This is a genomic window from Streptomyces sp. VTCC 41912, assembly GCF_045799175.1.
Lineage (GTDB): Bacteria > Actinomycetota > Actinomycetes > Streptomycetales > Streptomycetaceae > Streptomyces > Streptomyces albulus_C.
This window is the reverse complement of record NZ_JBJMAB010000006.1, coordinates 294396-318774: the sequence shown is the minus strand read 5'-3', so window position 1 is coordinate 318774 and position 24379 is coordinate 294396. Positions and strand designations below refer to the sequence as shown.

At 70.3% G+C, this 24379-nt stretch carries 20 protein-coding genes; 7 read left to right on the top strand and 13 right to left on the bottom strand.

Features of this window, described 5'->3' with window-relative positions; genetic code table 11:
- The first annotated feature begins 529 nt into the window (after positions 1-529).
- Positions 530-2716, top strand: a complete 2187-nt coding sequence (locus ACJ6WD_RS12715; protein ID WP_407615793.1) for an ATP-binding protein — start codon at positions 530-532, stop codon at positions 2714-2716.
- A complete protein-coding gene (locus tag ACJ6WD_RS12710; protein ID WP_407615792.1) occupies positions 2713-3762 on the top strand; it encodes an SUKH-4 family immunity protein in 1050 nt (349 codons plus the stop codon). Before ACJ6WD_RS12715 ends, ACJ6WD_RS12710 begins: the two co-directional genes overlap by 4 nt.
- Positions 3763-3991: 229 nt before the next feature.
- On the opposite strand, the gene ACJ6WD_RS12705 is transcribed toward ACJ6WD_RS12710, so the two are convergent.
- Both ACJ6WD_RS12705 and ACJ6WD_RS12700 read right to left on the bottom strand, forming a co-directional pair.
- Entirely contained in the window at positions 3992-4540 is a 549-nt protein-coding gene (locus tag ACJ6WD_RS12705) for a hypothetical protein (RefSeq protein WP_233661528.1), read from the bottom strand.
- Positions 4541-4740: 200 nt separating this feature from the next.
- Positions 4741-5079 (bottom strand): hypothetical protein, encoded by a 339-nt coding sequence (locus tag ACJ6WD_RS12700; protein ID WP_233661529.1) that lies wholly within the window; start codon positions 5077-5079, stop codon positions 4741-4743.
- Between the two features lie 364 nt (positions 5080-5443).
- Between ACJ6WD_RS12700 and ACJ6WD_RS12695 the strand changes: the two genes are divergently transcribed.
- Together ACJ6WD_RS12695 and ACJ6WD_RS12690 are read left to right on the top strand one after the other, a co-directional pair.
- On the top strand, positions 5444-5776 hold the full coding sequence (locus ACJ6WD_RS12695) for a WXG100 family type VII secretion target (protein ID WP_016572255.1): 333 nt from the start codon (positions 5444-5446) through the stop codon (positions 5774-5776).
- A gap of 77 nt (positions 5777-5853) precedes the next feature.
- Positions 5854-6870 carry a PE-PGRS family protein gene (locus tag ACJ6WD_RS12690; RefSeq protein WP_233661531.1) on the top strand — a complete coding sequence of 339 codons (1017 nt, stop codon included), beginning with the start codon at positions 5854-5856 and terminating at the stop codon, positions 6868-6870.
- Between the two features lie 634 nt (positions 6871-7504).
- On the opposite strand, the gene ACJ6WD_RS12685 is transcribed toward ACJ6WD_RS12690, so the two are convergent.
- From ACJ6WD_RS12685 to ACJ6WD_RS12655, 7 genes are all read right to left on the bottom strand, one after another.
- Positions 7505-8851, bottom strand: a complete 1347-nt coding sequence (locus ACJ6WD_RS12685; RefSeq protein WP_407615791.1) for a S8 family serine peptidase — start codon at positions 8849-8851, stop codon at positions 7505-7507.
- A gap of 84 nt (positions 8852-8935) precedes the next feature.
- A complete protein-coding gene (locus ACJ6WD_RS12680) occupies positions 8936-10456 on the bottom strand; it encodes a WXG100 family type VII secretion target (RefSeq protein ID WP_407615790.1) in 1521 nt (506 codons plus the stop codon).
- Positions 10457-10546: 90 nt separating this feature from the next.
- Entirely contained in the window at positions 10547-10858 is a 312-nt protein-coding gene (locus ACJ6WD_RS12675; RefSeq protein WP_037633014.1) for a hypothetical protein, read from the bottom strand.
- On the bottom strand, positions 10851-12026 hold the full coding sequence (gene mycP, locus ACJ6WD_RS12670) for a type VII secretion-associated serine protease mycosin (protein WP_233661533.1): 1176 nt from the start codon (positions 12024-12026) through the stop codon (positions 10851-10853). Before mycP ends, ACJ6WD_RS12675 begins: the two co-directional genes overlap by 8 nt.
- A 304-nt stretch (positions 12027-12330) precedes the next feature.
- Positions 12331-12621 carry a WXG100 family type VII secretion target gene (locus ACJ6WD_RS12665; protein WP_016572249.1) on the bottom strand — a complete coding sequence of 97 codons (291 nt, stop codon included), beginning with the start codon at positions 12619-12621 and terminating at the stop codon, positions 12331-12333.
- A 130-nt stretch (positions 12622-12751) separates the two neighbouring features.
- Entirely contained in the window at positions 12752-13072 is a 321-nt protein-coding gene (locus tag ACJ6WD_RS12660) for a WXG100 family type VII secretion target (RefSeq protein WP_016572248.1), read from the bottom strand.
- Between the two features lie 413 nt (positions 13073-13485).
- The gene (locus ACJ6WD_RS12655) at positions 13486-15153 is read right to left on the bottom strand and encodes a type VII secretion protein EccB (RefSeq protein WP_407615789.1); all 1668 of its coding nucleotides are present in this window, start codon (positions 15151-15153) and stop codon (positions 13486-13488) included.
- Positions 15154-15338: 185 nt separating this feature from the next.
- Between ACJ6WD_RS12655 and eccE the strand changes: the two genes are divergently transcribed.
- From eccE to ACJ6WD_RS12640, 3 genes are all read left to right on the top strand, one after another.
- Positions 15339-16712 carry a type VII secretion protein EccE gene (gene eccE, locus ACJ6WD_RS12650; RefSeq protein WP_233661535.1) on the top strand — a complete coding sequence of 458 codons (1374 nt, stop codon included), beginning with the start codon at positions 15339-15341 and terminating at the stop codon, positions 16710-16712.
- Complete coding sequence (locus ACJ6WD_RS12645; protein ID WP_016572245.1) at positions 16712-17554, top strand: hypothetical protein; 843 nt, start codon at positions 16712-16714, stop codon at positions 17552-17554. The genes eccE and ACJ6WD_RS12645 overlap by 1 nt, the downstream gene beginning before the upstream one ends.
- 347 nt (positions 17555-17901) lie before the next feature.
- Positions 17902-20532: an SCO5717 family growth-regulating ATPase gene (locus tag ACJ6WD_RS12640; protein ID WP_407615788.1), complete on the top strand. Its 2631-nt coding sequence runs from the start codon at positions 17902-17904 to the stop codon at positions 20530-20532.
- A gap of 88 nt (positions 20533-20620) precedes the next feature.
- On the opposite strand, the gene ACJ6WD_RS12635 is transcribed toward ACJ6WD_RS12640, so the two are convergent.
- The 4 genes from ACJ6WD_RS12635 to rbfA form a co-directional block, all read right to left on the bottom strand.
- Positions 20621-21574 carry a bifunctional riboflavin kinase/FAD synthetase gene (locus ACJ6WD_RS12635; RefSeq protein WP_016574923.1) on the bottom strand — a complete coding sequence of 318 codons (954 nt, stop codon included), beginning with the start codon at positions 21572-21574 and terminating at the stop codon, positions 20621-20623.
- A gap of 61 nt (positions 21575-21635) precedes the next feature.
- Positions 21636-22601, bottom strand: coding sequence for a hypothetical protein (locus ACJ6WD_RS12630; protein ID WP_407615787.1), 966 nt, complete (start codon positions 22599-22601; stop codon positions 21636-21638).
- A 396-nt stretch (positions 22602-22997) separates the two neighbouring features.
- Positions 22998-23924, bottom strand: a complete 927-nt coding sequence (gene truB / locus ACJ6WD_RS12625) for a tRNA pseudouridine(55) synthase TruB (protein ID WP_016571773.1) — start codon at positions 23922-23924, stop codon at positions 22998-23000.
- Complete coding sequence (gene rbfA / locus ACJ6WD_RS12620) at positions 23921-24376, bottom strand: 30S ribosome-binding factor RbfA (protein WP_233661537.1); 456 nt, start codon at positions 24374-24376, stop codon at positions 23921-23923. The genes truB and rbfA overlap by 4 nt, the downstream gene beginning before the upstream one ends.
- Between the last annotated feature and the right edge of the window lie 3 nt (positions 24377-24379).

Sequence of the window (24379 nt, the reverse complement as noted above, 5' to 3'; positions counted from 1 at the left end):
CGTTCGCGCCCCGTCCGGGACGAGCCGGTCCCCCCGCCGGCACCGCCGCGGGACACGGGCACCCCGGGGAAGAACGCGTCGGAGTACAACGGTCCGGACAAGAACGGAGCGAAGATCCGCGGAGATCAGCGGAGATCCGCGAGTTCAGCGAGATCAACCGGCGCGACGACCAGAGCCCGGGAAAGAACGCCCCGTAAAAGAACAGGTCGGACAAGAGCCCGACACCGCGCGGAAATCACCAAACGGAAATAAGCGGGTAAGGAGGGTGCGACGGAGAGGACGAAGAGGGCAGGTCGATCAGTTGGAGCGGATATGTCGTTCCTTGAACCACGTGCCCCGGGAGGCCCGGAGCCCCCGTCCACCCCGCACCGCACCTCTTTTTCTCCCGTGGTCAGCACACTCCTGTGTGCCAGTTCCGGAACAGCCGCCCCTCGAACGTCCCACCCACTCGGCCCGGATCATAGGATCTATCCCGTACACGCACGGATCCACGGAAGTGGTGGCGGGATAGATGGGGGACGAGGAAGTCATGAGCGCCTCAGGCGAAGCAGCCGGCGCGGCGGCCGGATACGCGCCGCACCCGTACATCGGCGGCCGCAGCGCCGCCCTCCGGGCGCTGGCCGCCTGGCGCATGCGGTGGCCGGGCGCACCACGGGTCGTCGCCCTCACCGGTAGCCCCGGTAGCGGGCGTTCCCGCGTGGTCGCGGGCTTCCTGATGCTGTGCGACCCCGCATACCGCAAGCAACTCCCGGTGGACGACCTGGACCCGGCGACGGTCCCCCCGGACCTCCCGGCACCGGTCGTGCCGGACGTCCGGGGCCTGACGTCGGCGCAGGTGCTGTGGCTGCTCGCCGACCACCTCGAGCTGGCCGCCGGGCGCGCGACGGACGTCTTCGCCGAACTCGGCGCCCGCGAGGAGCCGTTGGCGATCGTCGTCCCGGACGTGGACCGGGCCGGGCCGGTGCGCGCCGCAGGCGAGCCGGCGCGCCTGGTGCGCGAGGTCCTCGCGCCGCTCGCCGCGACGCCGACGGTCCACCTGCTCGCCGACGTCCCCCGGGAGCTCGCCGCCGAGTTGGCCGGCGCGCTGCCGAGCGGCCAGGTGCAGGTGATCGACCTCGACGCGCCCGAGTGGGCCGACCCCGAGGGCCTGGTCCTGCACGCCGAGACCGCGCTCGCCCCGGAGGCCGGCGCCCCCGACCTGCCGTACACCACCGACCCGGCCGCCCGCCGGGAGCTCGCCGAGGCGCTGGCCCGGCGTGCCGGCGGCAGCCGGCTGACGGTCCAGTTGGCGGTGCAGTCGCTGTTCGCCCACTCCGAGGGGTTCGATCCCGAGGACGAGGCGCAACTGCCGGCCACCGTCGGCGACGTCCTCGACCTGCACGCCCGCCGTCTGGGCGCCGATCCGCGGACGCTCCGGCAGATGCTGGCGCCGCTGGCGTTCGCCGAGGGCGACGGGCTGCCGGTCGAGCTGTGGCGCCCGCTGGCGGACGCCGCCGCGGGCCGCGACATGGGACGCGTCCTCGCCGACGGGATGCTGCTGGCCGCGCCGTTCGTGGAGCCGGTGGAAGCTCCCGTGGACGAGGACGAGGAGGCTTCCGGCCCCGAGGCGCCCGCCGAGCCCGCGGTCCGCACGCTGGTCCGCCTGACGCACCCGGCCCTCGCCGCCGAGATCCGCTCGGGCCTGCCGGACCCCCGGGACACCCAGACCAAGATCGCCATGGCGCTCCTGGAGGCGGTGCCCCAACAGGACTGGTCCCGCGCCGACCGCTACGTCCGCGACCACCTCGCCGGACACACCCTCGACGCCGGCCTGCTCCCCCAACTCCTCGTCGATCCGGGCCTGTTCACGTACGCCGACCCGATCACGCTGCGCACCGCCATCGAGGCCGTGCCGCTCGACCAGTTGGGCGCTCCGGCCCGTACGTACCTGCGCACCGCGCCCCTGCTGACCCGCTCCGGGGCCCCGGCCGACATGCGCGCCGCGCTCCTGGAGACCGCGTTCGTCGAGGACGACCTCCAGCCGTACGCGGAGGCCCTGCACGGGCTGGGCCTGGACCTGCCGTGGCGCACCCTGTGGAGCCTGCCGCTGGCGGGCGTGGCCTCGGTGGCGGCCGGCAGCCTGCCGGCCGCCGAGGCGGCGGACCCGGCGGCGCCCGGCGCCGGCCGCCGTCCCGTCGTCGCGCTGGTCGTCCCCGCGGGCACCCCCGGCTCCCGGGCGGTGCCGGTCGCGGACCGCCCGGAGTCCGAGGCGTCGGCGGATCAGGAGCCCTCCCCCGCGCAGCCGTCCACCACCGCCCTCCTCTTCCACGACCTCCTCCGCCCGGGATACGTCGAGGCCGACCCCGCGCAGGTGCTGCGCCCGTCGGACGAGGAGCGGGCCGCGGCCCCGTACGGCCTGAGCCGGGGCTCCGACTACCTCCGAGTGTGGGACCGGGCGAGCGGCGACGTGGTGACCGCGCTGGTCTCCGACTCCCCGTTCCGCGACGCCGAGCTCACGCCCGAGGGCGTCCTCGTCGTCGCCACCGAACGAGGAGTGACGGCACGTCAGATCCTTGCGCCGGCGGCGCCCGCACCGGCCCCGGCCACCGCGACCGCCGAGGCACCCGAGGTCGCGGCCCCCACCGTCCCCGCCCAGGCCACCGCGCCCGCCGGCACCACCTCCGCCGACGCCGCCGCCCACGGCCGTCCCCACGGCCCCGAAGGAGACCACTCGTGAACACCCAGGCGCAGGCAGGCACCACCGCCCAGCCGCCGGTCACCGGCCCCGGCAACACCGCCGTGGCGACCTACCTCGACCCCTCCACCGGCGAGGAGACGAGCCTCGCCCAGGTCTCCCGCCCCGGCCTGCCGCCCGCCGAGTACCAGCTGTTCGACGCGTTGCGCCAGCTGGGCGTGGACGGCGCCGCGGTCCGCGCGGTCCACACCGACCTGCGACCGGCGATGCTCCCCGGCGGCTACACCGGCGACTTCGTCCTGCGGGCCTTCCCGAACGCCGCGTTCTCCTGCACCACCGAGTACGGCACGAGCCCCGAGGAGCGCGCCGCGGGCATCGCCGGCCTGGTCCAGCAGGTCGAGACCATGCACCGGCTCGCGGGCCGCCAGGCGCCGCCGCAGCCGCACCGCACCCCCGCCCCGCGGGTCGTCGCCCCCGCGCCGGCGCTGCCCACCGCGGACCTCGGCGCCCACCTCACCGAGGTCTTCGGCGCCGAGGGTGTGCGCCGCCCCGACGCGGGAGCGCTCGCCGCCGGCCAACTCCCCGAGGACACCCGGACCACCCTCACCGAAGCCGGCCTGCCGGCCCGGGTCCCGTACTTCTTCACCGCCGACGACCCCGCCGCGCCGCCGGCCGGCGGACTCTTCGCGGACGTCGCCACCCACCTCCGCGGCGCCGGGACGCAGGCCCCGCCCGAGGTCCTCGACATCCTCGCCGGGTACGTCCGCGTCGGCACCGACGGCCTCTACACCCTCGCCGTCCAGTGCACCGCCCCGGAGGACGACCCGAACCAACTCGGCACCCTGTGGGCCGTCCAGCCCAGCACCGGCGGCGCCCGCTTCGTCAACCGCTCCCTCGCCGCCTACCTGCGCTCGCTGACCCTCCTGGTCACCACACGCCGGCAACTCGCGGGCCTCGACCCGTACGCCGCGGGCGCCGCGGTCGCCGCCTTCCAGGAACAACTCGTGGCCCTCGACGCGTGGTCCCTGGACGACCCCGACAACTGGTGGTCCCTGGTGACCGAGCAGATGTGGCACGGGTTGTTCTGACTGCCCCAGACCGGCGCGGGCCGAGGTGACTGCGCCCGGCTCCGTCCGTTCCGCCCATCCGAGGCGGGAACGGACGGAGCCGGGCGAGACTTCCGGCCTCCGTACGGTCCGAAGCGCCCTCGCCTCCGCCACCCAGCGGGCTCCCTGCTCGGCTGGAGCATCTGAAGGAAAGAAGCAGGCGCTCCGGGAACGGGCTCTCCGGGAACGGGCTCTCCGGGAACGAAGGAGGCTAGTCCTCCTTCTGCATCCGCTTGACGAACGCGTCCGACATCTTGCTCAAGGTGGCGTCGAGGGCGTCCCGCTTACCACTCCCGAGGAACTTCACCGTGCCGACGAAGTGACCCTCGTGGATAACGATCTGCTGGTCGTCCCGGCTCGCCCCCGAGGCCCCCACGAACACCATGCTCTCGGATCCGAACTTATCGGCGTTCACGATCCGGTACTTGGAAGGGGTGTGCCGGATAGAGGTGTTCCACTTCCTGAAGGCGTATTTGGCCGCGGTGTCGTTGCGGTACACGATCACGTCGAAGAGAAGGCGCTTGCTCCCATCGCCGTTCCCATAGCCGGTATGCCCCTCAGCCACGGCGTCCTCACACCATCCCGAGGGCATGTCCGCGGTGAAGCTGCACTTTTTACGGTTCAGGGCTCGACTGGACGGCTTGTTGATCACAGTTCCGAGTTCCGTCGGCATGCTGTCACGCGGCGGCAGGACATTCTCGGCCGCCTGGGAGCCACCCAGCTTCGAACCCGTCCCGCATCCCGCCAGAGCGAAGGTCATGGCAAGCACCACAGCTCCGAACCCCGGCACCTTCTGGCGTCCACCGAACCACACAGCAACTCCTAGGATCTCGACACACCGATCTCACTTGTATCAGGAGCGGATGACATTGCTGGAGCCATCCGTGGTTCCGCCTCCGCACGGGCCGGGCATACAGGGACAACCCTCTCCCCGCATTCACGCACCAGGGCCCCAGGCACTCAAGGCAAGAGCAACCAGTCCGCCGCCAACGCGGCAGCCAGCCCGATACCCAGCAGCCAACTCCCCAGCCGCGTACGCCCGTTACGGGCAAGCTCGATGACGACCCCGCAGAGCACAAGCGCCGCCCCGTACACCCCGACAACCAACACCGACCCACGAGAAGCCAGCCTCAACACCAGCAACACCGCCATCGCGGCCATCATCACCGAGGCCAACACGACGCGGACGACACGCGCTTGACGAGGCGTCAGTCTCGCCCGACGCTCACTCTCGCCCCCAGGGGGCACCTGATCACTCCCATCAGGCTGATCACTGTCGGCCGCGTCGGCTATGTCCATAAGCGGAAATGCTACGGGACGGCACGCAGCCCCCATGCCCCGAGCGGCTGCGACACCGAACGCGGCTGACGTCCCCATCGCCCGCCCTGGAGGGCATCGCTGGACCCCGGCACACAGCTCACCCACCCGACCCCCACAAGTCGACCACACTCACCCTCACCACCACCCTAAATTCACCAATTCCACGAGTTTTCACCAGTGCCGCAGCCGGACCAATTGGCCGAAATGCCAACGCCGTTCGCCCCATCCAACGGGTCCATGACGGCCACCGTTCTCGCCTTGACACGACTCCACGCAGATCGCCTAATGTGAGACCGTTAGGCGTGACGAGCAAGGTGCGGAGCGCACCGCAAAGACGGGGGCGATGATGGCTGGCCAGGAATTTGATGTAGACCCGGACGTCCTACGGACGCAGGGAAACTCTTTTGTCCACATCGGGAACGATTTCGCCAAGGCGTCGAAGAAGCTGCAGGACGACCTCAAGTCGATGGATAGTCCTTGGAAGGATTGCGACTTCGGCGATCTCTTCGACACGATCTACGTCCCCGTCCGGGACGGCATGTTCAAGTCGATGGACTCGCTCGGTGAGCGCCTCGAAGGAATCGGCCACAAGCTCGACGACATGGCCCGTTCCTACACCGAGTCCGACGAGCAGGGCGTCCACACCATCAGCGCGGTCGGCCGCCCGCAGATCTGACGCACCCCCCGCACCCTTCGCTTCCGCTCTCTCCATCCCACCAGCAATCGACTACCACCGCGCGGGGGACAACTACCGTGTCATTGACACTGCCAAGCGAGGTCAGCTGGGTGCTGAACCTCCTCGGCTACAACTGGCCGGGCGCCGACGAGGACGCACTCCACGAATGCGCCCAGATCTGGCGCAACTTCGCAGAATCGGTAAACCAGGCGCAGGAGCAGGGCTCCCTGGCCGCCAATCAGGTCGTCTCTGCCAACGCTGGTGACGCCGTCGAAGGCTTCACCAAGGAATGGGGCGCTTTCGGCGGAGGCGGCGCCGGCGGCAGCACCGGGGACCACTACCTCCGCGACGCCGCGGAGGCCGCCGAGATCATCGCCGTCGCGTTCGACGCGGCAGCCATTGCCGTGCTCGCCGGCAAGATCGCAGTCATCGTCCAGCTCGTCATGTTGGCCGCCGAGATCATCGCCGCACAGGCCGCAGCCCCCTTCACTTTCGGCACGTCCGAAATCGCCGCGGCCGGCGCCACCCAGGCGACCCGGCTGATCGTCCGCCAGATCCTCGACAAGATCAAGCACGAGGTCATGCAGGCGGCGACCAAGGCCATGGAACACGCCACCATGGACGCCATCAAGAAGTTGGCGAAGAAGGCGGTCTCCCAGGAGGCGCGCAAGGTCGTCACGGACTACGCCAAGCAGCAGATCAAGGAAACGGTCAAGGACACCGTCAAGGAAAAGGTCGTCGACGCGGCCAAGACGAAGGCCCAAGAAGCAGGCACGGAGATGGCCCAGAACATCGCCGAGCAGGGCATCGAAACCCACTTCGGCGAACGCGACGGCATCAAGCTCGACGAAACCGCGGACATCGGCAAGAAGAAGGCCGAAGAGTACGTCGAGGGCGTCAAGCAGGGAGCGGATGAACTCACCGACCCCAAGACGTACATCGATCACGCCCGGAACGACCTCACCGACCGCGGCCTGAACCAGGCTCAGAAGCAGGTCGACGCCCACACCGGCGGTGCCGCCACCCGCTACCAGGGAGCCACCGACGCCGCCAAGGAAAAGGCCAAGGGCACCGTCGAGGACGTCTTCGGCTGACCTCCGCTCTCCCTCACAGAGCCGCTGCACTCCGACCGCCCAGGCCGGTGGTGCAGCGGCTTTGTCGTGGTTTCAGGCCACCCCCCGGGGCACGTCCGTCGGCTTCCGCTGGCCTCCTCCTCCCTCCCTCGCCGTATCGGCCTCGCCGACCCACTCCGCCCACACGGCCTCCCCCGACCCACCCGGACGCGGAACAACACTCCATCCGGTCACGACCTCCAACGATCAGCAGCCGACGACCGCCACCGCCCCATCGCCCCTGCCCGAGACGACCACGACAACCTCCTCGCTGCAGGTAGCGGATATCTCCACACGGAAACGATGCACGCCGCCCATCCCGGACCCATCAGGCACTGCGTGGAAGCTCGCTCGACAGAAGTCCCCCGAGGCGGCGTCACCTCAGATCGCGGGCCAAGCCGGGCATCACACGGTGTAGAGATAGCTCGCACCACGAGTTCACTCACTCCGACGTGGGTTTAGCGGATTCGGGAAGAACTCGAAAACACGGACCGCGCCGCTCTGAGACTCATCCCTTCCAAACGCGCTTCGCTCTCAAATGCATTGAGGCCCGCAGCCCGAAGGCTGCGGACCTCAATCCATATGCGCTACTTCTCGCTGGAACTACAGCAGAGCCTCACTGACCAGGCGGCTGCGTGGGCGGCCCCTGAGGGTAGGAGCCGGGCGCGCCGGGCTGCTGCTGGTACGGCTGCTGCTGGTACGGCATAAAGCCGCCAGGACCACCCGGTCCGCCAAAGCCGCCCGGGGGCGGGCCATTACGACGGTTCTTCTTCTTAACCACCATCACCACAACCACGACGATGACCAGGAGAACGACCACGACGACGAGCATGAGAATGATGAAGGGGGCACTCAGCCCCTTGTGGCTCTGAATCGTCAGGTTGCCGCTATTGTCGCCGGCTGCGCTGCTGGGGTCGGAAGACGGACCAGACGAGCCACCGCCCAGGGCGGGGAAGGGGCCGTCCTTGGAACCAGCAGGAACGTCCTTGGTCAGCGCGCTGAGCGGATTGATGGACCCGTAGCCGTAGTGCTGGTCCGGAAGCGACGTGCCCTGCTGGTCAGCCGGAAGGCTGGCCGTCTTGATCAGACGGTTCGCGATCTGCCCAGCAGTAAGGTCAGGGAACTTTGCACGAAGAAGGGCCGCGGCGGCGGAGACGTAGGCGGTGGAGTCGGATGTGCCGTCGGCCAGGCGGTACTTGCCGTGGATGTCCACGACGGGGGTCGCTGACCTGATATTCACCCCTGGAGCGGTCAGCTTGAGATGAGGTCCGAAGTTTGACTTCTTCCAGAAATCTCCATGGTCGTCCACTGCCCCAACTGCAAGAACGCCCGGTGCCGCCGCTGGGATTGCTGGAGTACTGACTCCGTCGTTACCTGCACCAGCGACTAGAAGCACATCATGCTGGCGTGCGTAATCAATGGCCTGCTGCTCTTCCGGAGTAGCACTCGATTCACCCGTGGTAAACGACATGTTCACCACCTTGGCGCCTTGATCAACGGCGTACCTCAGCTCCTGCGCAAAATTGATCTCTTGCCCAGGACTTTTACCATTTACTCCAGGAATGGCTACAGGCAAGATTTTCGCACCGGGGGCGAGCCCCTTGACACCGTCGGCTCCGCCCGCACCATGCCCATGGGCAGCAATGATCGATGCCATCGCGGTGCCGTGGTCTGCGTCGTCACCTGTTCCCTGGTCTGCAGGCCCACCGCCGATGGCGAAGTTCTTGCCGGGGAGGACACTTCCCGCAAGGTCCGGGTGCGTCCCATCCACAGGGGTGTCCAGGACGGCGACAGTAACGCCTTTACCCGTCGAAACTTTCCAGATCGACTCGGCGTCGAACTTTTGCAACGGCCACTGTTCGTTCCTGATCTGGTCTGCCGAAGCAACCGGCGCGGTGCCGAAGAGCAGTGCCCCCGCCACTACCGCGCCACCCACTGCACGCAGCGTCCGCGTGAAGCTCATGCCATTACACCTTCCTCACAGAACTGGGGCCCGCAGCCTGCGAGCTGCGGGCCCCAAGCGTGTCTGCCGATTGCTTGGCCGTTCCTACTCGATGACCCGGGGAGCCACATTACGCTCCGGCGTCCAGGTCTCCTCGTCTTCCACGAGGTAGTCGGGGCGGTTGCCGTTCTGGCCCTCGCCCTTCCCCTTGGCCCCGTGGGCACCGTGCGCGCCACCCATCATGCCTGCCGGGCGACGTCCACTGCCGGAGTTGGTGCCAGCCGCTGCCCCACCGCGGCTGCGATGCAGGCCGGAGCCTCCTTGGGTTCCGCTTCCACCACTGGTCTTGCCGCCGGTCGAGCCGACGATCCCGCCCTTTTGTCGAGCCTGCGCGCCGCCGCCGCTGACACCGCCGCCGCCGCGTCCGCCCGCACCCTTTCCGCCGCCTCCAGCGTGAGCGCCGCCCATGCCTGGCATACCAGGGCGACCGCTGCGAGCTCCGGTGCCGCCGGTTGCTCCGGTGCCACCGGGGCCGGACTTCACGCCGCCCGTCCCACCGGGCCCGTTCTTCACGCCGCCCGTGCCACCGGGGCCGGACTTCACGCCACCCAAGCCACCGGTGGGCAAGCCACGGCCCGGCATGCCGCCGCCGGGAATACCCGGGATGCCGCCGCCCCCTCCACCGCCACTGGGGATGTGAACGCCGGTCCCGCCGCCCATGCCAGGGCCCGGACCACCCGCGTTGGGGATTTTGATGCCGCTGCCACCGCCGAGACCGTCAAGGCCAGTCTTCACATCGGGCGTATGCGGCTTCATCGAGCCCAGCCCGCCGCTGATGCCCTGCTGGTCCGGCATCTTGGGCGTCTCAGGCATTTTGGGGGTGGCGGACTTCATGCCCCGCGTGGGGATCTTGAGGTTGCCACCGCCACCGCCACCGCCTCCCGGACCGCTACCCAAACCCATCGGCATCGGCATACCGCCCAGATCCTTCTGGTCGGGGCGCTCGTTGTGCTTGTCGTCGACGATTCCACCACCACCAGACCCCGGCTGCCGCAACCCCGTGGCTCGCGTCATATACGACGTGCCGAGAGTCTCCATGGCCACAGCAGCCTCAAGCCGCTTCTTCTGGTGGCTCGACAAGTTGTCCTTGTTCGCTTCAAGGATTCCGCCGGTGCTGGCACCTGACTTCAGCGCCTTGTCCAGGTCGTCATCGTCGATCTGGTCCGACCAGGGCATCTCGCCCCAGACGTCATCGCTCCAGTTCCAGCCGTCGTCGGTCGTGGAGACTTTGTCGACTGCCTTCTGGAGGTCCTGGGCCGTCGCGCCCATGACCTTCGCCGTCTGGACGGCGAAGGGAGCTCCGTTCTGGAAGTTCTCGACGATCTCCTGAGCCTTCTTCTGGAAGCGGTTGGCTGCTTCGCCGTGCCAGGACTCCATCACCTTGTTCACGGCATCGGTGAACCGCTTCTGAATTCCGCCCTGGCCGTCCTCGCCGACCAAGTCGTCGTGCAGGAGCTGCCAGTTGCGCGCGACGTCCCGGACCGTCTGGACGCTGGCGCCGTCCAACATCGACTTCAAGCTGTCGAGATTGTTCAGATTGAACTTGGTGTAGAACATGGTGTCCACGTAACGATCCGTGGGCACGCCGCCCGTGTCTCCACTCACCCCTCGTCCCCCTTCTTCCTCACCTAACCGTCAACGCCATAGCTGCCACTGTCAATGATGCATCTTGTTGCGCTGCTCGGCGTCGTCGTAGGCTTCCTTCGTCTTCTTGGACTTCTGACCGAATTCGTCGATCAGGTCAGTGATCTTCTTGACGATCTTTTCCTGGATGTACTGCTGCATTTCGGTGTGGGCGTTGTGCAGGTCCTTCTGCTCACCGAAGGAGTTGCCCAGGGCCTTTGGCGGCAGATACGTCTGGTTCTTGGCCCTGTTGTTCGGACCGCCCATGTCCTTCAGGATCTGGTTGAGCTCCTTCACCAACTGGTCGAGAGCGTCCAGATCAACGCCGTACTGCTCATTAGCCATGCTCGGCCTCCCCGTGTGATGTCAGTCCGGTCTTGCGGCGCCAGTCGCGCAAGGCGACCGAGGAGCCCACGACCGCGGCGACGGCAAGGAGGCCGCCGCCGACGATGTAGATGGCGATGCGGGCACGTCGTTCCTCGGTGGTTTCGCCGAGGGTGGCGACGGCCGGCAGGATGGTGGAGCCGTCGGCCACACTGGAGAGCTTGTCGGGCTCGGGCGGGGCGACGGGCCGGGTGTCGTCGTTCAGCGCGGCCATCGGATTGACCACGCCCCAACCGATGTTGTTGTCCCGGCCCCGGCGGACCCGATCGGCGGTCTGCTCCAGGTGCCAGACGATCTGCTGCGGCCCCCACTTCTCCTTGTCGTTCAGGTGCTTGGCCATCAGAAGGGCGGCGGCACCCGTGGCGTAGGGAGCGGAGAAGCTGGTGCCCTGGTCGACGCAGTTGCCGCCGAGCGGGACGGTGGAGACCATGTCGACGCCGGGGGCCGCGATGCCGACGAAGCTGCCGGGCTGGGAGAAGGCCGCGCGCTCGTTGTTGCGGTCGGAGGCGGCGACAGCCATGACGTTGTCGAATTCCTCGCTGAACGCGGCGGGATAGATGTTCTTCTCCGCGCCGCTGGCGCCGCTGTTGCCTGCCGAGGCGACGATCAGGATGCCGTTGTCCTGGGCCTTCTTGACCGATGCCTTGAGCCTGGGCAGCAGCGACTCGGAGGCAGCCGTGCCCTGCGAGATGTTGATGATGTTGACCTTGGCCGCGACCGCGTCGTCAATGGCCGTGGCGAGGGTGTCCGCGGTGCCCGCCTGCTCGTCGCTGGTCTGTTGGAACGGGATGACCTTGGCGCCGGGGGCCAGGCCGTAGAAGCCGGAGGTCGGGCGGGGTTGGGCGGCGATGATGCCGGCGACCTTGGTGCCGTGGCCGACCTTGTCCTGGGTCGGCTTGCCGTCCTTGACGTAGCTCTTGCCCGGGCCCTCGATGACACCCTGGAGCTGCTTGTTGCCCGCGTCGATACCCGTGTCGATCACGGCGACCCGGATGCCTTCCCCCTTGTTGCCGCCCGCCCACATCTGACTGTTGATCAGGCGCTGGAGGGACCAGGGGGTCTCTTTGATGTCGTTGGTGCCGAACTTGCACTCGCCGTCTTGGAGCGGGACGTTCCCGTCGTCCGCCACCGCCGGCGCGGCGGCAACGCACGACAGGCCGGCGACGCAGGCCGCGGTGACCAGTGCACCCGTTACGCGACGACGATGCCCGGTTCGTAGACCAATGGCGCGAGATCCCACGGGTTGTCTGCTCTCCATAGGTGGGTTGGGGTAGGGCGAGGGGTAACGGCGGGAGAACTGGGGGCGTCCGTACGGACGCCAGAAGGGCGAGCGCACTGGTGCAGCGCGCCCGCCCTCGTCGACCACTGTGCGAGCCTTCAGGGGCTGCTCAGCCGTGTGCCATCTGCACTTTACGCTCGCGCGCGATGCGCGGTCACTGCCAGATGCTGGCGTTCTTGCTCTCAGTGCTCTGGTAGTTCTGCGCGGCGGTGTCGAGCGCCTTGGCGATGGCCTCCAGCGTCTGCTGCAGGTGCGCGGCGCGCTGGTCCCACTCGCGCTGGCGAGCCTGGTAGCCCTCCTGCGCGGCGCCTTCCCAGCTGGCGGCGACCTTCTTGACGCCGGCCTCGAGGTCGTCGAGCTGCTGGCGAATGTTGTTGGCGGTCTGCCGCACGTCGGAGCTCGCCTGGCTGATCGTGTGGAAATTGACCAGGATCTGGCCGGACATGGGGTCTCCTCAGGAGTTGTTGCTGCCTAGTCGATTCACATGCCGTGGCGAGGACCGGCACCGGCGCTGAGACCGGCGGGCCTGACCACGGCGGGTGGGCGAGGGCGCCGGGGTCAGCGGCGCGGCCCCATCATCCGAACGGGGACGCCTGGGCGGTGACGTGCGAGATCGACTGAGCCTGCTCCTCTTCGGAGGACTGGTAGTTCCCCGTGGTCTGGTCGACCGCTTCCTTGATCTCAGCCAGGAGCTGGTTGATCCGGTTGCCGTCCTCGTTCACCTGCGACTGCAGCTGGTGGTACGAGGATGCGGCCTGGCCCTTCCAGCCCGAGGTGATGTTGTCGACAACCGTGTTCAGACGCTGGAGCTCGCCCTGGATCGCCTGGTTGACCGAGTCGATTTTGCCGCTGAACGCGACCATCTCCTCGTGAGTGAGTGTGAACTGACCAGCCATGGTCAACGTCCCCCATGAGACTCGTGCATCGGCCCGCGCGGCGCCGACGAGGGCAGTGCGCGGGTGGCATCTCCTGCTGACGCCTCCTGCCACATTACCTACTCGACACGCCAGTTCCCAACAGGGGGACGGCCGTCGTGACGGGATCACAACAATGTCAACTGGGCGTCGAGAAACCACCGTTCAGTGAAATCCGGCAGATGGGGTGGTTTCGGGCGCACGCTAGTGGAGATTCCGGGGAGAAGTGGCGGCTCGGTGGAGCAATCCCGGTGCGGCGCGAGGGCTCGACTCCCGCACAGTGCACGGGACTTGGGCATCACCGTGCGCAAGGGCCGGGCCCGGCACCACGAGAGGGTGCCGGGCCCGGCCCTGAGCGGAGTGGGCAACGACTGCCGATGGCCCTTCCGGTCGGGTCAGGAAGCCTGCGGCTTGCTCGCGCTGGGGATGTCCAGGGACGGCCCCGCAGAGAGCAGCTTGGACCACGCATCCAGGATGAGCGGCGGGTGCGCCTCGCCGTAGCCGAGATGGATCTGGGCCTGGTCCTGGTCCTGCTTGTCGCTGCCGGCCTTGGTGGCGGAATCGTTGTTCCGCGGGATCGAGTAGCGCAGACCGGTGTCGGTGACCAGGAAGAGGCTGCCGGACGTCGCCTTGGGGTTGGCGGCCTGCTGGTACAGCAGGCCGCTGCCGGGCGTGACGTAGGTGGTGGCGCCCGGGGCGATCTTGGCCGGGTAGTCCTTGCCGACCCAGGTGGTCATGTCCGGGAGTCCGTTGGGGTAGCCGAGCGTGTCGACGCCCGCGAACTTGGTGGTGGTGCCCTTGTAGACGCTGCAGGAGACGCCGTTCGGCGTGGGCGAGGACAGGCCGCCGGCCTGGGAGCCGTGCGCGAAGTCGTTGGCCGCGGTGACCGGCTCCTTGGGCCAGGGGTTGTCCAGTTCCGTGCCCTTCACCTTGCCGTAGAAGGTGTACGGACGGTTGTCGGTGTCCAGCTTGGGGTGGCGGATGCTTCCGGTGGCGACGCTCACCGGTTGCAGCGCCTTGCCGCTGTTGCCGTTCACCGCCGCGGCGTTGGGGCCCTGCTCCAGGAGGTTGGCCACGAAGTTGCTGACCTGTGCGACGCCGTCGAAGAGGACCACGTACTTCTGGCCGTTGCTGTCCTGGAGGATCGAGCCGATCTTGCGCGCCGCCGCCGGGACGTCGGAGTTGGACACCTCGCGCCCCGCACCGGGCACGGTCGGCATGCTGATCGCGTACGGGCTCTTGATCAGCGTGTTCATGAACTCGGCGGTGACCTTCTGCGGTTCCGCCTGGGAGCCGAAGACGATCCGCCGCAGGCTCCGGTCGTCCTCGACGTCGGTGTGCTTCATGCCGGCCCGCGCCTCGGCCAACGCCTGCCCCGCGTTGGCGATCATCTGGAAGGCGAAGCCGTTGCTGTCCACCAGCCACGGCACCCCGTCGGGATCCTCGACGTACAGGGCCTGGTGGAAGTCGAGCTTGCCCTTCTTGGGGTTGTCGATGTCCAGCTTGTCCTTGCCGTCGAGGACGAAGACGGCCTGCTGGCTCTTGCTGTTCTCCCCGCTCCCCGGGCGATCGCAGACCGCCCAGGTCTTGGCCTTGTCGGCCTGGTTCGCGGCGGGCAGCCGGTCCGGGGCATACGGGATGCCGATGGCCGGACCGTGCGGCAGCTTCCCGTCCAACTCCGATTCCTTCACCTTCACGACCTGGAACTTCTTCGGGTCGAGAAGGAGCTTGGCGGAGGCCAGATTCAGAACGGGGTGGAGCAGCTTCTGCTTTTTGCCGTTGGCGTCCTTGCTTTCGAGTACGACATAGCGAGTGGTGGATTCATCCCCGACGAGGACATTTGCCCCCACGGTGTCCCATCCCGCCGGGGCGACCGGCTTGAGAATGCCGCAGGCCCCGAACCCCACGAGCACCAGGACCCCCATCACCACACTGGGCAACACGGCCTTCAGCGGTCTCGGCGCGCTTTCGATGGAACCGTTCGGCAGCGGCTTCAGAAATGCCGCATTCGTGCGCTTTCGAGCGAACGAATACGCATTCAGCTCGTCCCGACGTGATGCCATTGTTGCTTTCTCTCCCCGCCTGTTGGATCCACATCGACCGCCCCCGGCACTCACGCCGTAGCGCCCTCTACTATGCCGTGTATCGATCGAGCCGTACGGTACGGGTGCCACCTTCCAACGCACCAGTCTCAGCGGCGGCCGATACGCCTAGAGGCACCACCACCAGTAGAGGAGCAGGCCGGGGGATGTCCAGCGCCACCAGGGCTCGACGCCGCAATGGGCGGCAACAGCAGCAACAGCCTTCCGCTGCACCGCAGAACGCGGGAAATGAGGGCCGAGACGGCACAGCTCCGGGCAGCAGAGGAAACGGGGGTCGGGCTGCGGCCGGACCGGTTTCGCCCCGGCTGCGCCAACAGGCCGGCACCATCGGCGGCGTCCGCGTCCAACAACTGGCCATCATCGAACTCGCCGCGGCACTGGTCCTGGTGGGCCTGTCGATGCATCACCCGGTGGCGCTGACCGTGGCCGTGGTGGTGGCGGTCGTCCTGGTCATCTTCGCGCTCGGCCGGCGCCGGAAGATCCCGCTGCCCGAGTGGATCATCACGGTGCGCGCGATGAACCGCCGCGGAAAGACCGCGGGCGAGAACCTCGCCGCCACCCAGGGCGTCGACCCCGCCTTCGCCCCGGTGGTGGAGTGCGACCCGGCGCTGCGCACCTACGAGTACACCGACGCCGAGCAGCGCACCATCGGCTTCGTCGGCGACGGCACGTTCCTCACCGCCATCGTCCAGGTGGACGCCCGCGACGAACCGCTGCGGCCGCAGCGCGGCAGCCACATGGTCCCGCTGGAGCTGCTGCACACCGCGCTGGACATCGAGGACATCCACCTGGAGTCCGCGCAGTTCGTCCAGTACACCCAGCCCGCGCCGGCGCCGCACCTGCCCGAGCAGGCCGTCGCCGCCCGCTCCTACGCACCGCTCCAGGCCCAGTCGCAGACCCCCGCGGTGCAGCTGACCTGGATCGCGCTGAAGTTGGACCCGGAGCTGTGCGCCGAGGCGATCGAGGCCCGCGGCGGCGGCATGAACGGCTCCCAGCGCTCCCTGCTCCGCGCCGCCGACCAGCTCGTCAGCCGGCTCACCGCGCACGGCGTGCGCGCCAAGGTCCTCGACGAGCGCGAGGTGGTGGCCGCGGTCGGCACCGCGGTGTGCGTCAGCCCGCGGGCCGCGAACGGCGCGATGGGCCGGGACGGCCGGGCCGCCCGCCGCACCCAGGAGACCACCCGGGCGATGCGCTGCGACGACCGCTGGCACAGCACGTACTGGATCGGTCGCTGGCCCCAACTCGGCCGCGGCGGAGCCCCGTTGGCCGCCGTCACCCAGCTGTTGACCAGCACCCGGGCGATGGCCAGCACCTTCGCACTGACCGCCACGCACGGCAGCGGCCGACTGCCGGCCATCTCCGGCTACATCCGGCTGTCGACCCGCAGCGACAACGAACTCTCCGACGCGCAGACCGAGTTGGAGCGTCGTTCCAGCTCCGCCAAGGTCGGACTCGTCCGGCTCGACCGCGAGCAGTTGCCCGGCCTGCTGGCCACGCTTCCCCTCGGAGGTACCCGCTGATGGGCACTCCCACGTACCAGCCCCGCGTCAACGTCAGCAGCGACGGCTGGCGCACCCCGACGAACCAGGGCGTCTCCGGTGGTCGGCTCTCGCACCAGCCGCGCCCCGACGAGGAGCAGTCCGGGCCGACGGGGCCGAAGCCGCGCCCCGGTTTCGGCCTGCGCGGCCCGCGGCGCAACCCGCACGTCCTGACGGCCGAGTCGCTCGCCGAACTCACCCTGCCGGTCGGCGACGACGGCGTCATCATCGGCATCGACCCGCAGAACCAGCCGGCGGTGCTGAGCCTGCTGCGCCCCGCGCCGATGGAGATCGCGCTGGTCGGCAGCATGTGGATGGCCCAGGTGCTGGCGCTGCGCACGGTCGCCACCGGCGCCCGGGTCGCGGTGGAGACCGCCCGGCCGCCGGCCTGGGGCCAGATGGCGCAGGCCGCCGGTGGCGGTCAGCAGTGCGTCTCGGTCTTCGACGTGCGCCAGATCGCGCCGCAGGGACCGTCGGTTTCCAGCCCCGTCCTCGTCGTCCGCGACATGGGTGCGCGTCCGCCGCGCAACCAGCTCGCGCCGAGCCCCTGGCAGACCGTGCTGACGGTGCTGCCGTTCCTCGGGCCGCGTTCGCCGCAGATGCTCGGCCGGGCGGACCTGGTCGGCCTGCAGCGGCTCTCGCCCGAGGAGGCCGAGGTTGTGACGCGGATCATGCGCCTGCCGGACAACGTCGGGGCGGTGCTGCCGACGTTGAGCGACAACGCCATGCTGTGGTGCCGGCGGGACGGCGGCCACCAGTTCGTCATGACCCAGCCCACCGAGCCGGAGACCAACCTGCTGGGCGGGCCGCGCCGCATGGACTGACCGCGCACACCGGCCGGTTGTCCGCGGGCGTCACGTGCGCCGCACGAAGCGACCGGCCGCCGGCACGAGCTACGGGCGCATCCACGGGGTGCGCCCGTAGGCGTGCCGACCGGGCTTGAAGACGACATGGCATCGACTGCCGTTATGGGCCGACTGTTGATTAGGCTGTGGGGAGAGCCGCAGGAGCACCTCACATCGGCAGTGCACGACGGCAGTCGACACGGGGATGGAGACATAGCAGTGGTGGCGCAACCCCGGGTGGCGTGCTCCGACTTCCGTTACATCCGATCGATCCGCCTGTATCCGGTCCTGCCGTTCAGGTGCGTTGCAGTAGACCAGGAGGCACAGTGAAAGACCAGGAGGCTTTCCGCCCGGACGGGAACGATCCTGACGACGACCAGTCCGAGTTCGACCTGACCGGCGAGTTCAAGATCGATTTCGCGGCTCCGGCCTGGTACGGCAGCAACGACACCAGTGGCGGCGCGGGCGCCGCGGCCTCCCCCGCGGCGCCTCCCACCGGTGCCGCTGGCCCGTCGTCGACCGGTCAGCCGCCGTCCGGGCCCGTCCAGGGCTCCGCGACCCCCGGCGTTCCGCAGCAGGGGGCGCCCGGTCCGGCCGCGCCTCCCGGCTTCCCGACGCTGCGTCCGCACGACGCGGGCGGGGACGACGCGGCCGCCGCGGCCGGCGGTGCGTCGGCTCCGGCCGCCGCCGACGCGCCCGGTGCCAACGTCCGCGCCGGCAACGGCCCGGACCCCTCGGCCTCCCTCTGGGGCGACGACGAGGACGACGCGGAGCCGGCGGCGGACCCGACGCCCGAGCCGCAGTCCGCCGCGACGCCGCAGCCGGAGGCCGCGCCCGCCGCGCCCGCGCCCGAACAGCCCGCACCGGCTCCCGGGCCGGAGGCCGCCACCGCAGCCGCAACGGCGGCCGCGGCAGGCACCCAGCCCGCTGCCCAGCCGGCCCAGCCCGTCCAGGGCCAGCAGCCGGCCCAGCAGCCCCCGCAGCAGCAGGCGCCCGTCCAGGGCGTGCCCCAGCAGGGCGTCGCCCCGCAGGGCATGCCGCCGCAGCAGGGAGCGCCGCAGGGCGCTCCGGCGGCGGGTGCGCCGTGGCCCGGCGCGGACGGTCAGCAGCAGGGCGTGCCCCCGCAGGGTGCCCCGGCGCAGGGCGGACTCCCGCCGTTGCCGCCGGAGTTCCAGCCGGCCGACCCGCGGATGGCGCAGGCCGGCCAGCAGCAGCCGGTCGCACCCCAGCAGGTCCAGCAGCAGCCGGCACAGCCCCAGGCACCTCAGCAGCCCTACCCCCAGCAGGCCCAGCAGCCGCAGCAGCCCCAGCAGGGCGGCTACCCGCAGCAGCAGGCCGCCCCGGCACAGCAGGGCGGCTACGGCTACCCGCAGCCCGCGTACGGCTATCCGCAGCAGGTGCAGCAGGGTCAGCACCCGCAGCAGGCCCAGCAACAGGCCCAGCAACAGGCCAACGCCCAGCCGCAGCAGCCCGCCTACGGCTACCCGCAGCAGGGCTACCCCCAGCAGGCGCAACAGGCCCAGCAGGCCCAGCAGGCCCAGCAGCACGCCCAGCAACAGCAGCAGGCGCAGCCCGGCTACCCCCAGCAGCCGCAACAGCCGCAACAGGCCCAGCAGCAGCCACCGCAGCAACATCAGGGTCAACAGCCGCTCCCCGGCCAGCAGTTCGGCGACCCCAACGCGGCGGCCAACTACGCCCAGTACTCGCAGCCGGGCCAGCAGCAGCCGCAGCGCGCCACCCCCGGTGCGCCGCTCGGCTACAGCGCCGCGGTCGAGCTGACCTCCGACCGCCTGCTGCGCAACCAGCCCAAGAAGCGGAAGCCGGGCGCCAACGCCCAGCCGTCCAAGTTCAAGCTGGGTGCGAAGAAGGAGCTGGAGGAGCGGCAGCGCAAGCTGGAGCTGATCCGCACGCCGGTGCTGTCCTGCTACCGGATCGCGGTGATCAGCCTCAAGGGCGGCGTCGGCAAGACCACGACGACCACCGCGCTGGGCGCCACTCTGGCCTCCGAGCGGCAGGACAAGATCCTCGCGATCGACGCCAACCCGGACGCCGGCACGCTCGGTCGACGGGTCCGCCGCGAGACCGGGGCGACCATCCGTGACCTGGTGCAGGCGATCCCGCACCTGCACAGCTACATGGACATCCGCCGGTTCACCTCGCAGGCCCCCTCGGGCCTGGAGATCCTCGCCAACGACGTCGACCCGGCCGTCTCGACGACGTTCAACGACGAGGACTACCGGCGCGCGATCGACATCCTCGGCAAGCAGTACCCGGTCATCCTCACCGACTCGGGCACCGGTCTGCTCTACAGCGCGATGCGCGGTGTGCTCGACCTCGCCGACCAGTTGATCATCATCTCCACCCCGTCGGTCGACGGTGCCAGCAGCGCCAGCACCACCTTGGACTGGCTCTCCGCGCACGGCTACGCCGACCTGGTGCAGCGCGGCATCACGGTCATCTCCGGAGTCCGCGAGACCGGCAAGATGATCAAGATCGAGGACATCGTGTCGCACTTCGAGACCCGCTGCCGCGGTGTCGTCGTGGTGCCGTTCGACGAGCACCTCGCCGCCGGCGCCGAGGTCGACCTCGACATGATGCGGCCGAAGACCCGCGAGGCGTACTTCAACCTCTCCGCCCTGGTCGCCGAGGACTTCGCGCGCCAGCAGCAGGCCCAGGGGATGTACGCACAGGCGCAGATGGGGCAGCAGCAGATGGGCGGCGACCCGTACGCCCAGCAGCAGGACCCGTACGCCCAGCAGCAGTACGCCCAGCAGGCGCAGCAGGCCCAGCAGCAGGTCCCCCAGCAGGGCCAGCCGCCGGCCGGCTACCCGCCGCAGCAGGGCGGCTGGACCCAGCAGCCCGCCGCCCAGCCGCCGGCCGGCTGGCAGCAACAGCCCGCCCCGGACGCTCCGTTGCCGGAGCAGGGCGGCTGGACGCAGCAGCCGCCCCCGCAGTGAGCTGCGGGGCGTGCACGAAAGGGGCGGGGCCCGGCAGTCGACTGCCGGGCCCCGCCCCTTTCGTGCGCCCTCGCGGGCGCGAACTGCCCTACGCCAGGCCGGATTCGGCGATCAGGCCGCGGGCCTGCTTCACGTCGACCGCCATCCGCTCCAGCAGCGCGTCCAGGGTGTCGAACTTCTCCTGGCCGCGGATGTAGGCGAGGAAGTCCACCGCGACGTGCAGCCCGTACAGGTCGAGTCCGATCCGGTCGATGGCGTACGCCTCCACCGTCCGCACCTTGCCGTCGAACTGCGGGTTGGTGCCGACCGAGACGGCCGCCGGCATCGCCTCGCCCTCGACGTGCAGCAGCCCCGCGTAGACCCCGTCGGCCGGGATCGCGGTGTGCGGCAGGGTCTCCACGTTGGCCGTGGGGAAGCCGAGTTCACGGCCGCGCTGCGCGCCGCGGACGACCACGCCCTCGACGCGGTGCGGCCGCCCCAGGACCTCCCGGGCCCCGGCCACGTCGCCCTCGGCGACCAGCCGGCGCACCAGCGTGGACGAGAACGGCACGCCGCCGCCCGCGGTGCCGCGCTCGAAGAGGTCGATGACCTCGACCGTGTAGTCGTAGGTGCGGCCCAGGTCGGCGAGGCTGTCGACGGTGCCCTTGGCCTTGTGGCCGAAGCGGAAGTTCGGCCCCTCCACGACGAGCTGCGCGTGCAACTTGTCGACCAGCACCTTCACCACGAAGTCGGCGGGCGCCAGCTGCGAGAACTCCTTGGTGAACGGCAGGACCAGCACCGCGTCCACCCCCAGCTCCGCCATCAGCTCGGCCCGGCGGTGATGCGGGGCCAGCAACGGCGGATGGGTGCCGGGGCGGACCACCTCGCTCGGGTGCGGGTCGAAGGTGACGACCACGGCCGGGATCCCCAGCTCACGGGCGCGGGCCACCGCACGACCGATGATCAATTGGTGGCCGCGGTGCACTCCGTCGTACGAGCCGATGGTGACGACGCTGCGTCCCCAACCCTCGGGGATGTCCTCCAAGCCACGCCAGCGCTGCACTCTGCCCGCTCCTCGCCCGAACTCTTGACCGTCCACTGCGCCATTTCGGCATGGCGCAGGTCTAAGACTGCCATGCCGCGAGCGCGGCTTCGCGCGAAGGGTCGACTGGCCGCTGTTGCATCGGACACCCTGCGGCGCCCGCCGACCACCGGCCGGTCGCCGCCGCGCCGTCCCGAGGAGCCGCCGACGGCGCGTGCCCCCCGCGCCCGGGACCGCTCCCCCACGGCGCCGTGACCCGCCGCAGCGCCACCGGCTCGTCCTCGGCGAGCGCGTCCAGCAGCTCGGTCGCACGGGGGTGCGACACGCCGATCAGCGTCTGCACGAGGGCGTCCAGCGCCCGGGTGCGGTGGGTGTGCAGCAGCGCCTGCGCGGCGTCCGCGACGGTGACCGGGCGGGGCGCGCAGGGCGACGCCAGCAGCGGACGGACGTCGTCGAACCAGCCGCACAGCACCGGCTGGGTCCGCTCGGGGGCGGCCTTCAGCAGCTCCGCGACGAGGTCGAGGAAGCGCCCGGGGCGCAGCTGCCCGCCATCGGGACCGCACGCCTCCACGGCCCCCTCACGGCCCTCTGCGGGGCCGTCGGCCCACGACGGGGCGTCGACCCACCCGGCGTCCGCCCGGCGGTCCGTCTCGCCGTCGGCGGGGTGGACCCGCACGCGCGGCGGGCGGGCGAAGGGGCGCGGCGGTCGCCCGCCCCGCGCGGCCGCCGGCGGTCCGTCGGCCGGCAGCAGCCGGCGCAGCAGTTCCAGCCGGTCCGCCGGCGCCAGCGCCAGGCACCGCCAGAACACCGGGCCGAACGTGGCCAGGCCGGAGTCCGCGAAGCCGCCGGCCGCGACCGACAGCTCGGTGATCCGGTCGGCGAGCAGTCGCAGGACGGCCAGGTACGGGGTGGCGTCCGGCACGCCCAGCAGGATGCCGCACAGCCGACCGGCCGCCGTTCCGGAACCCACCCCGGGAGCGGTCGCGGCGCCCACCAACTCCCGCCATTCCAGGGCGGGTTCCTCGCTCGCGTCCCCCTCGGCGACCACGCCGGCCGCACCGCGCGCTCCCCCGCCGGGTCGTCCGTGCGCCCCCCGGTACGCCCCTGCGTGCGGCCTTGCGAACGCGCCCCCGGCAACCACCCCGTACGCATCCCCGCACACGTCCCTGTCGACGTCCAGCACCACCATGCGCGAACCTCCCCGCCCGTTACCGTCCGTGCTCATCGGCGACGACGGTAGACAGACAGTGATCTTCGCGACAGGGTGCACGGCGAACGCGCCCCCTTCCGCGCCGTGATTCACTCCGAGCGCCTGCTCGCGGGGGTGAATCACCGCGAGGCGCTGGACAGAGACTCAGCGAGGGGGATGGTGGAGCGCGGGCCGCACGCTCCGCGCCCGTCGGCACGGCCCGCGTTCCACCACCTCCCCCTCGACCGCCGTCCGCTAGGCGAAGACCGCCAGGCTCTTGGCCCGCCCGCCCTGGTTCTCCACCAGCGCGAGGAACGTGCCGTCCGGCCCGAAGGCCGCCACCGGGCCGTCGCCCTCGAAGAGCGGCATCGGCACCCGCGCCCCGTTGAGCAGCAACCGGGCCTGCGCCTCGGGGACGTCCCAGCGGGTGAACGCGGCGTCCGCGGCGTCCCCGAGCGGCATGATCGGCAGGCCGCCGCCCTCGGGGTCGTCCACCGCCGCCTGGAGCTGCTCCAGCGTCCGCGCCCGGTCGAGCTTGTACGGGCCGACCCGGGTGCGCCGCAGCGCGGTCAGGTGGCCGCCCACGCCGAGCCCCGCGCCCAGGTCACGGGCGAGGGCGCGGATGTAGGTGCCGGAGGAGCAGACCACGGAGACCAGCACGTCGGTCACCGGGGTGCCGTCCGCGGCCTCCGTCTCGTGCGCGGAGTGCACCACGAACGAGGAGACGGTCACCGGCCGGGCCGGGATCTCCACGTCCTCGCCGTCCCGGATCCGCTTGTAGGAGCGCTTGCCGTCGATCTTGATCGCGCTGACCTTGGACGGGACCTGCATGATCGCGCCGGACAGCTCGGCGACCCCGGCGTCGATGTCCTCGCGGGCGATGCCGTGGGCCGCCTTCGACGCCAGGATCTCGCCCTCGGCGTCGTCGGTGAGCGTGCTCTGCCCGAGCCGCACCGTGCCGACGTACTCCTTCTCCGTCAGCGCGAGGTGCCCGAGCAGCTTGGTGGCCCGTTCCAGGCCCAGGACCAGGACGCCGGTCGCCATCGGGTCGAGGGTGCCGGCGTGCCCGACCCGGCGGGTGCGGGCCATCCCGCGCATCTTCGCCACGACGTCGTGCGACGTGAAACCGGACGGCTTGTCGACGATGACCAGGCCGCCCGGCTTGTTGCTCTGCCGCTTCATTCTGCCGCTGCGTCCTCGTCGTCCTCGTCGCCGCCCGGCTTGCGGTACGGGTCCGCTTCACCGGCGTACTTGGCGCCCGACGACGCCTGGCGCACCTCGGCGTCCGAGGCCCGGGCCCGGTCGAGCAGGTCCTCGATCGTCTGGGCGTTCTCCGGCAGGGCGTCCGCGACGAACGTCAGCGTCGGCGTGAACTTGGTGCCGGCCGCCGCCCCCACCGCGGAGCGGAGCACGCCCTTGGCGCTCTCCAGCCCGGCGGCGGCGCTCGCCCGGTCCTCGTCGTCGCCGTACACCGTGTAGAAGACCGTCGCCTCCCGCAGGTCGCCGGTGACCCGGGTGTCGGTGATGGTCACGTGCGTGCCGAGCCGCGGGTCCTTGACGCCGCGCTGCAACTTCTGGGCGACCACCTCCCGGATGAGGTCCGCCAGCTTCTTCGCCCGCGCATTGTCGGCCACTGG

Excerpts from the sequence above, each read along its gene's own strand:
- ACJ6WD_RS12715 (WP_407615793.1), top strand. The coding sequence starts at position 530 with ATGAGCGCCTCAGGCGAAGCAGCCGGCGCGGCGGCCGGATACGCGCCG.
- ACJ6WD_RS12675 (WP_037633014.1), bottom strand. The coding sequence starts at position 10,858 with ATGGCTAATGAGCAGTACGGCGTTGATCTGGACGCTCTCGACCAGTTG.
- ACJ6WD_RS12655 (WP_407615789.1), bottom strand. The coding sequence starts at position 15,153 with ATGGCATCACGTCGGGACGAGCTGAATGCGTATTCGTTCGCTCGAAAG.
- ACJ6WD_RS12665 (WP_016572249.1), bottom strand. The coding sequence starts at position 12,621 with ATGTCCGGCCAGATCCTGGTCAATTTCCACACGATCAGCCAGGCGAGC.
- ACJ6WD_RS12695 (WP_016572255.1), top strand. The coding sequence starts at position 5,444 with ATGATGGCTGGCCAGGAATTTGATGTAGACCCGGACGTCCTACGGACG.
- ACJ6WD_RS12685 (WP_407615791.1), bottom strand. The coding sequence starts at position 8,851 with ATGAGCTTCACGCGGACGCTGCGTGCAGTGGGTGGCGCGGTAGTGGCG.
- eccE (WP_233661535.1), top strand. The coding sequence starts at position 15,339 with ATGTCCAGCGCCACCAGGGCTCGACGCCGCAATGGGCGGCAACAGCAG.
- ACJ6WD_RS12660 (WP_016572248.1), bottom strand. The coding sequence starts at position 13,072 with ATGGCTGGTCAGTTCACACTCACTCACGAGGAGATGGTCGCGTTCAGC.
- ACJ6WD_RS12700 (WP_233661529.1), bottom strand. The coding sequence starts at position 5,079 with ATGGACATAGCCGACGCGGCCGACAGTGATCAGCCTGATGGGAGTGAT.
- ACJ6WD_RS12705 (WP_233661528.1), bottom strand. The coding sequence starts at position 4,540 with ATGACCTTCGCTCTGGCGGGATGCGGGACGGGTTCGAAGCTGGGTGGC.
- truB (WP_016571773.1), bottom strand. The coding sequence starts at position 23,924 with ATGAAGCGGCAGAGCAACAAGCCGGGCGGCCTGGTCATCGTCGACAAG.
- ACJ6WD_RS12645 (WP_016572245.1), top strand. The coding sequence starts at position 16,712 with ATGGGCACTCCCACGTACCAGCCCCGCGTCAACGTCAGCAGCGACGGC.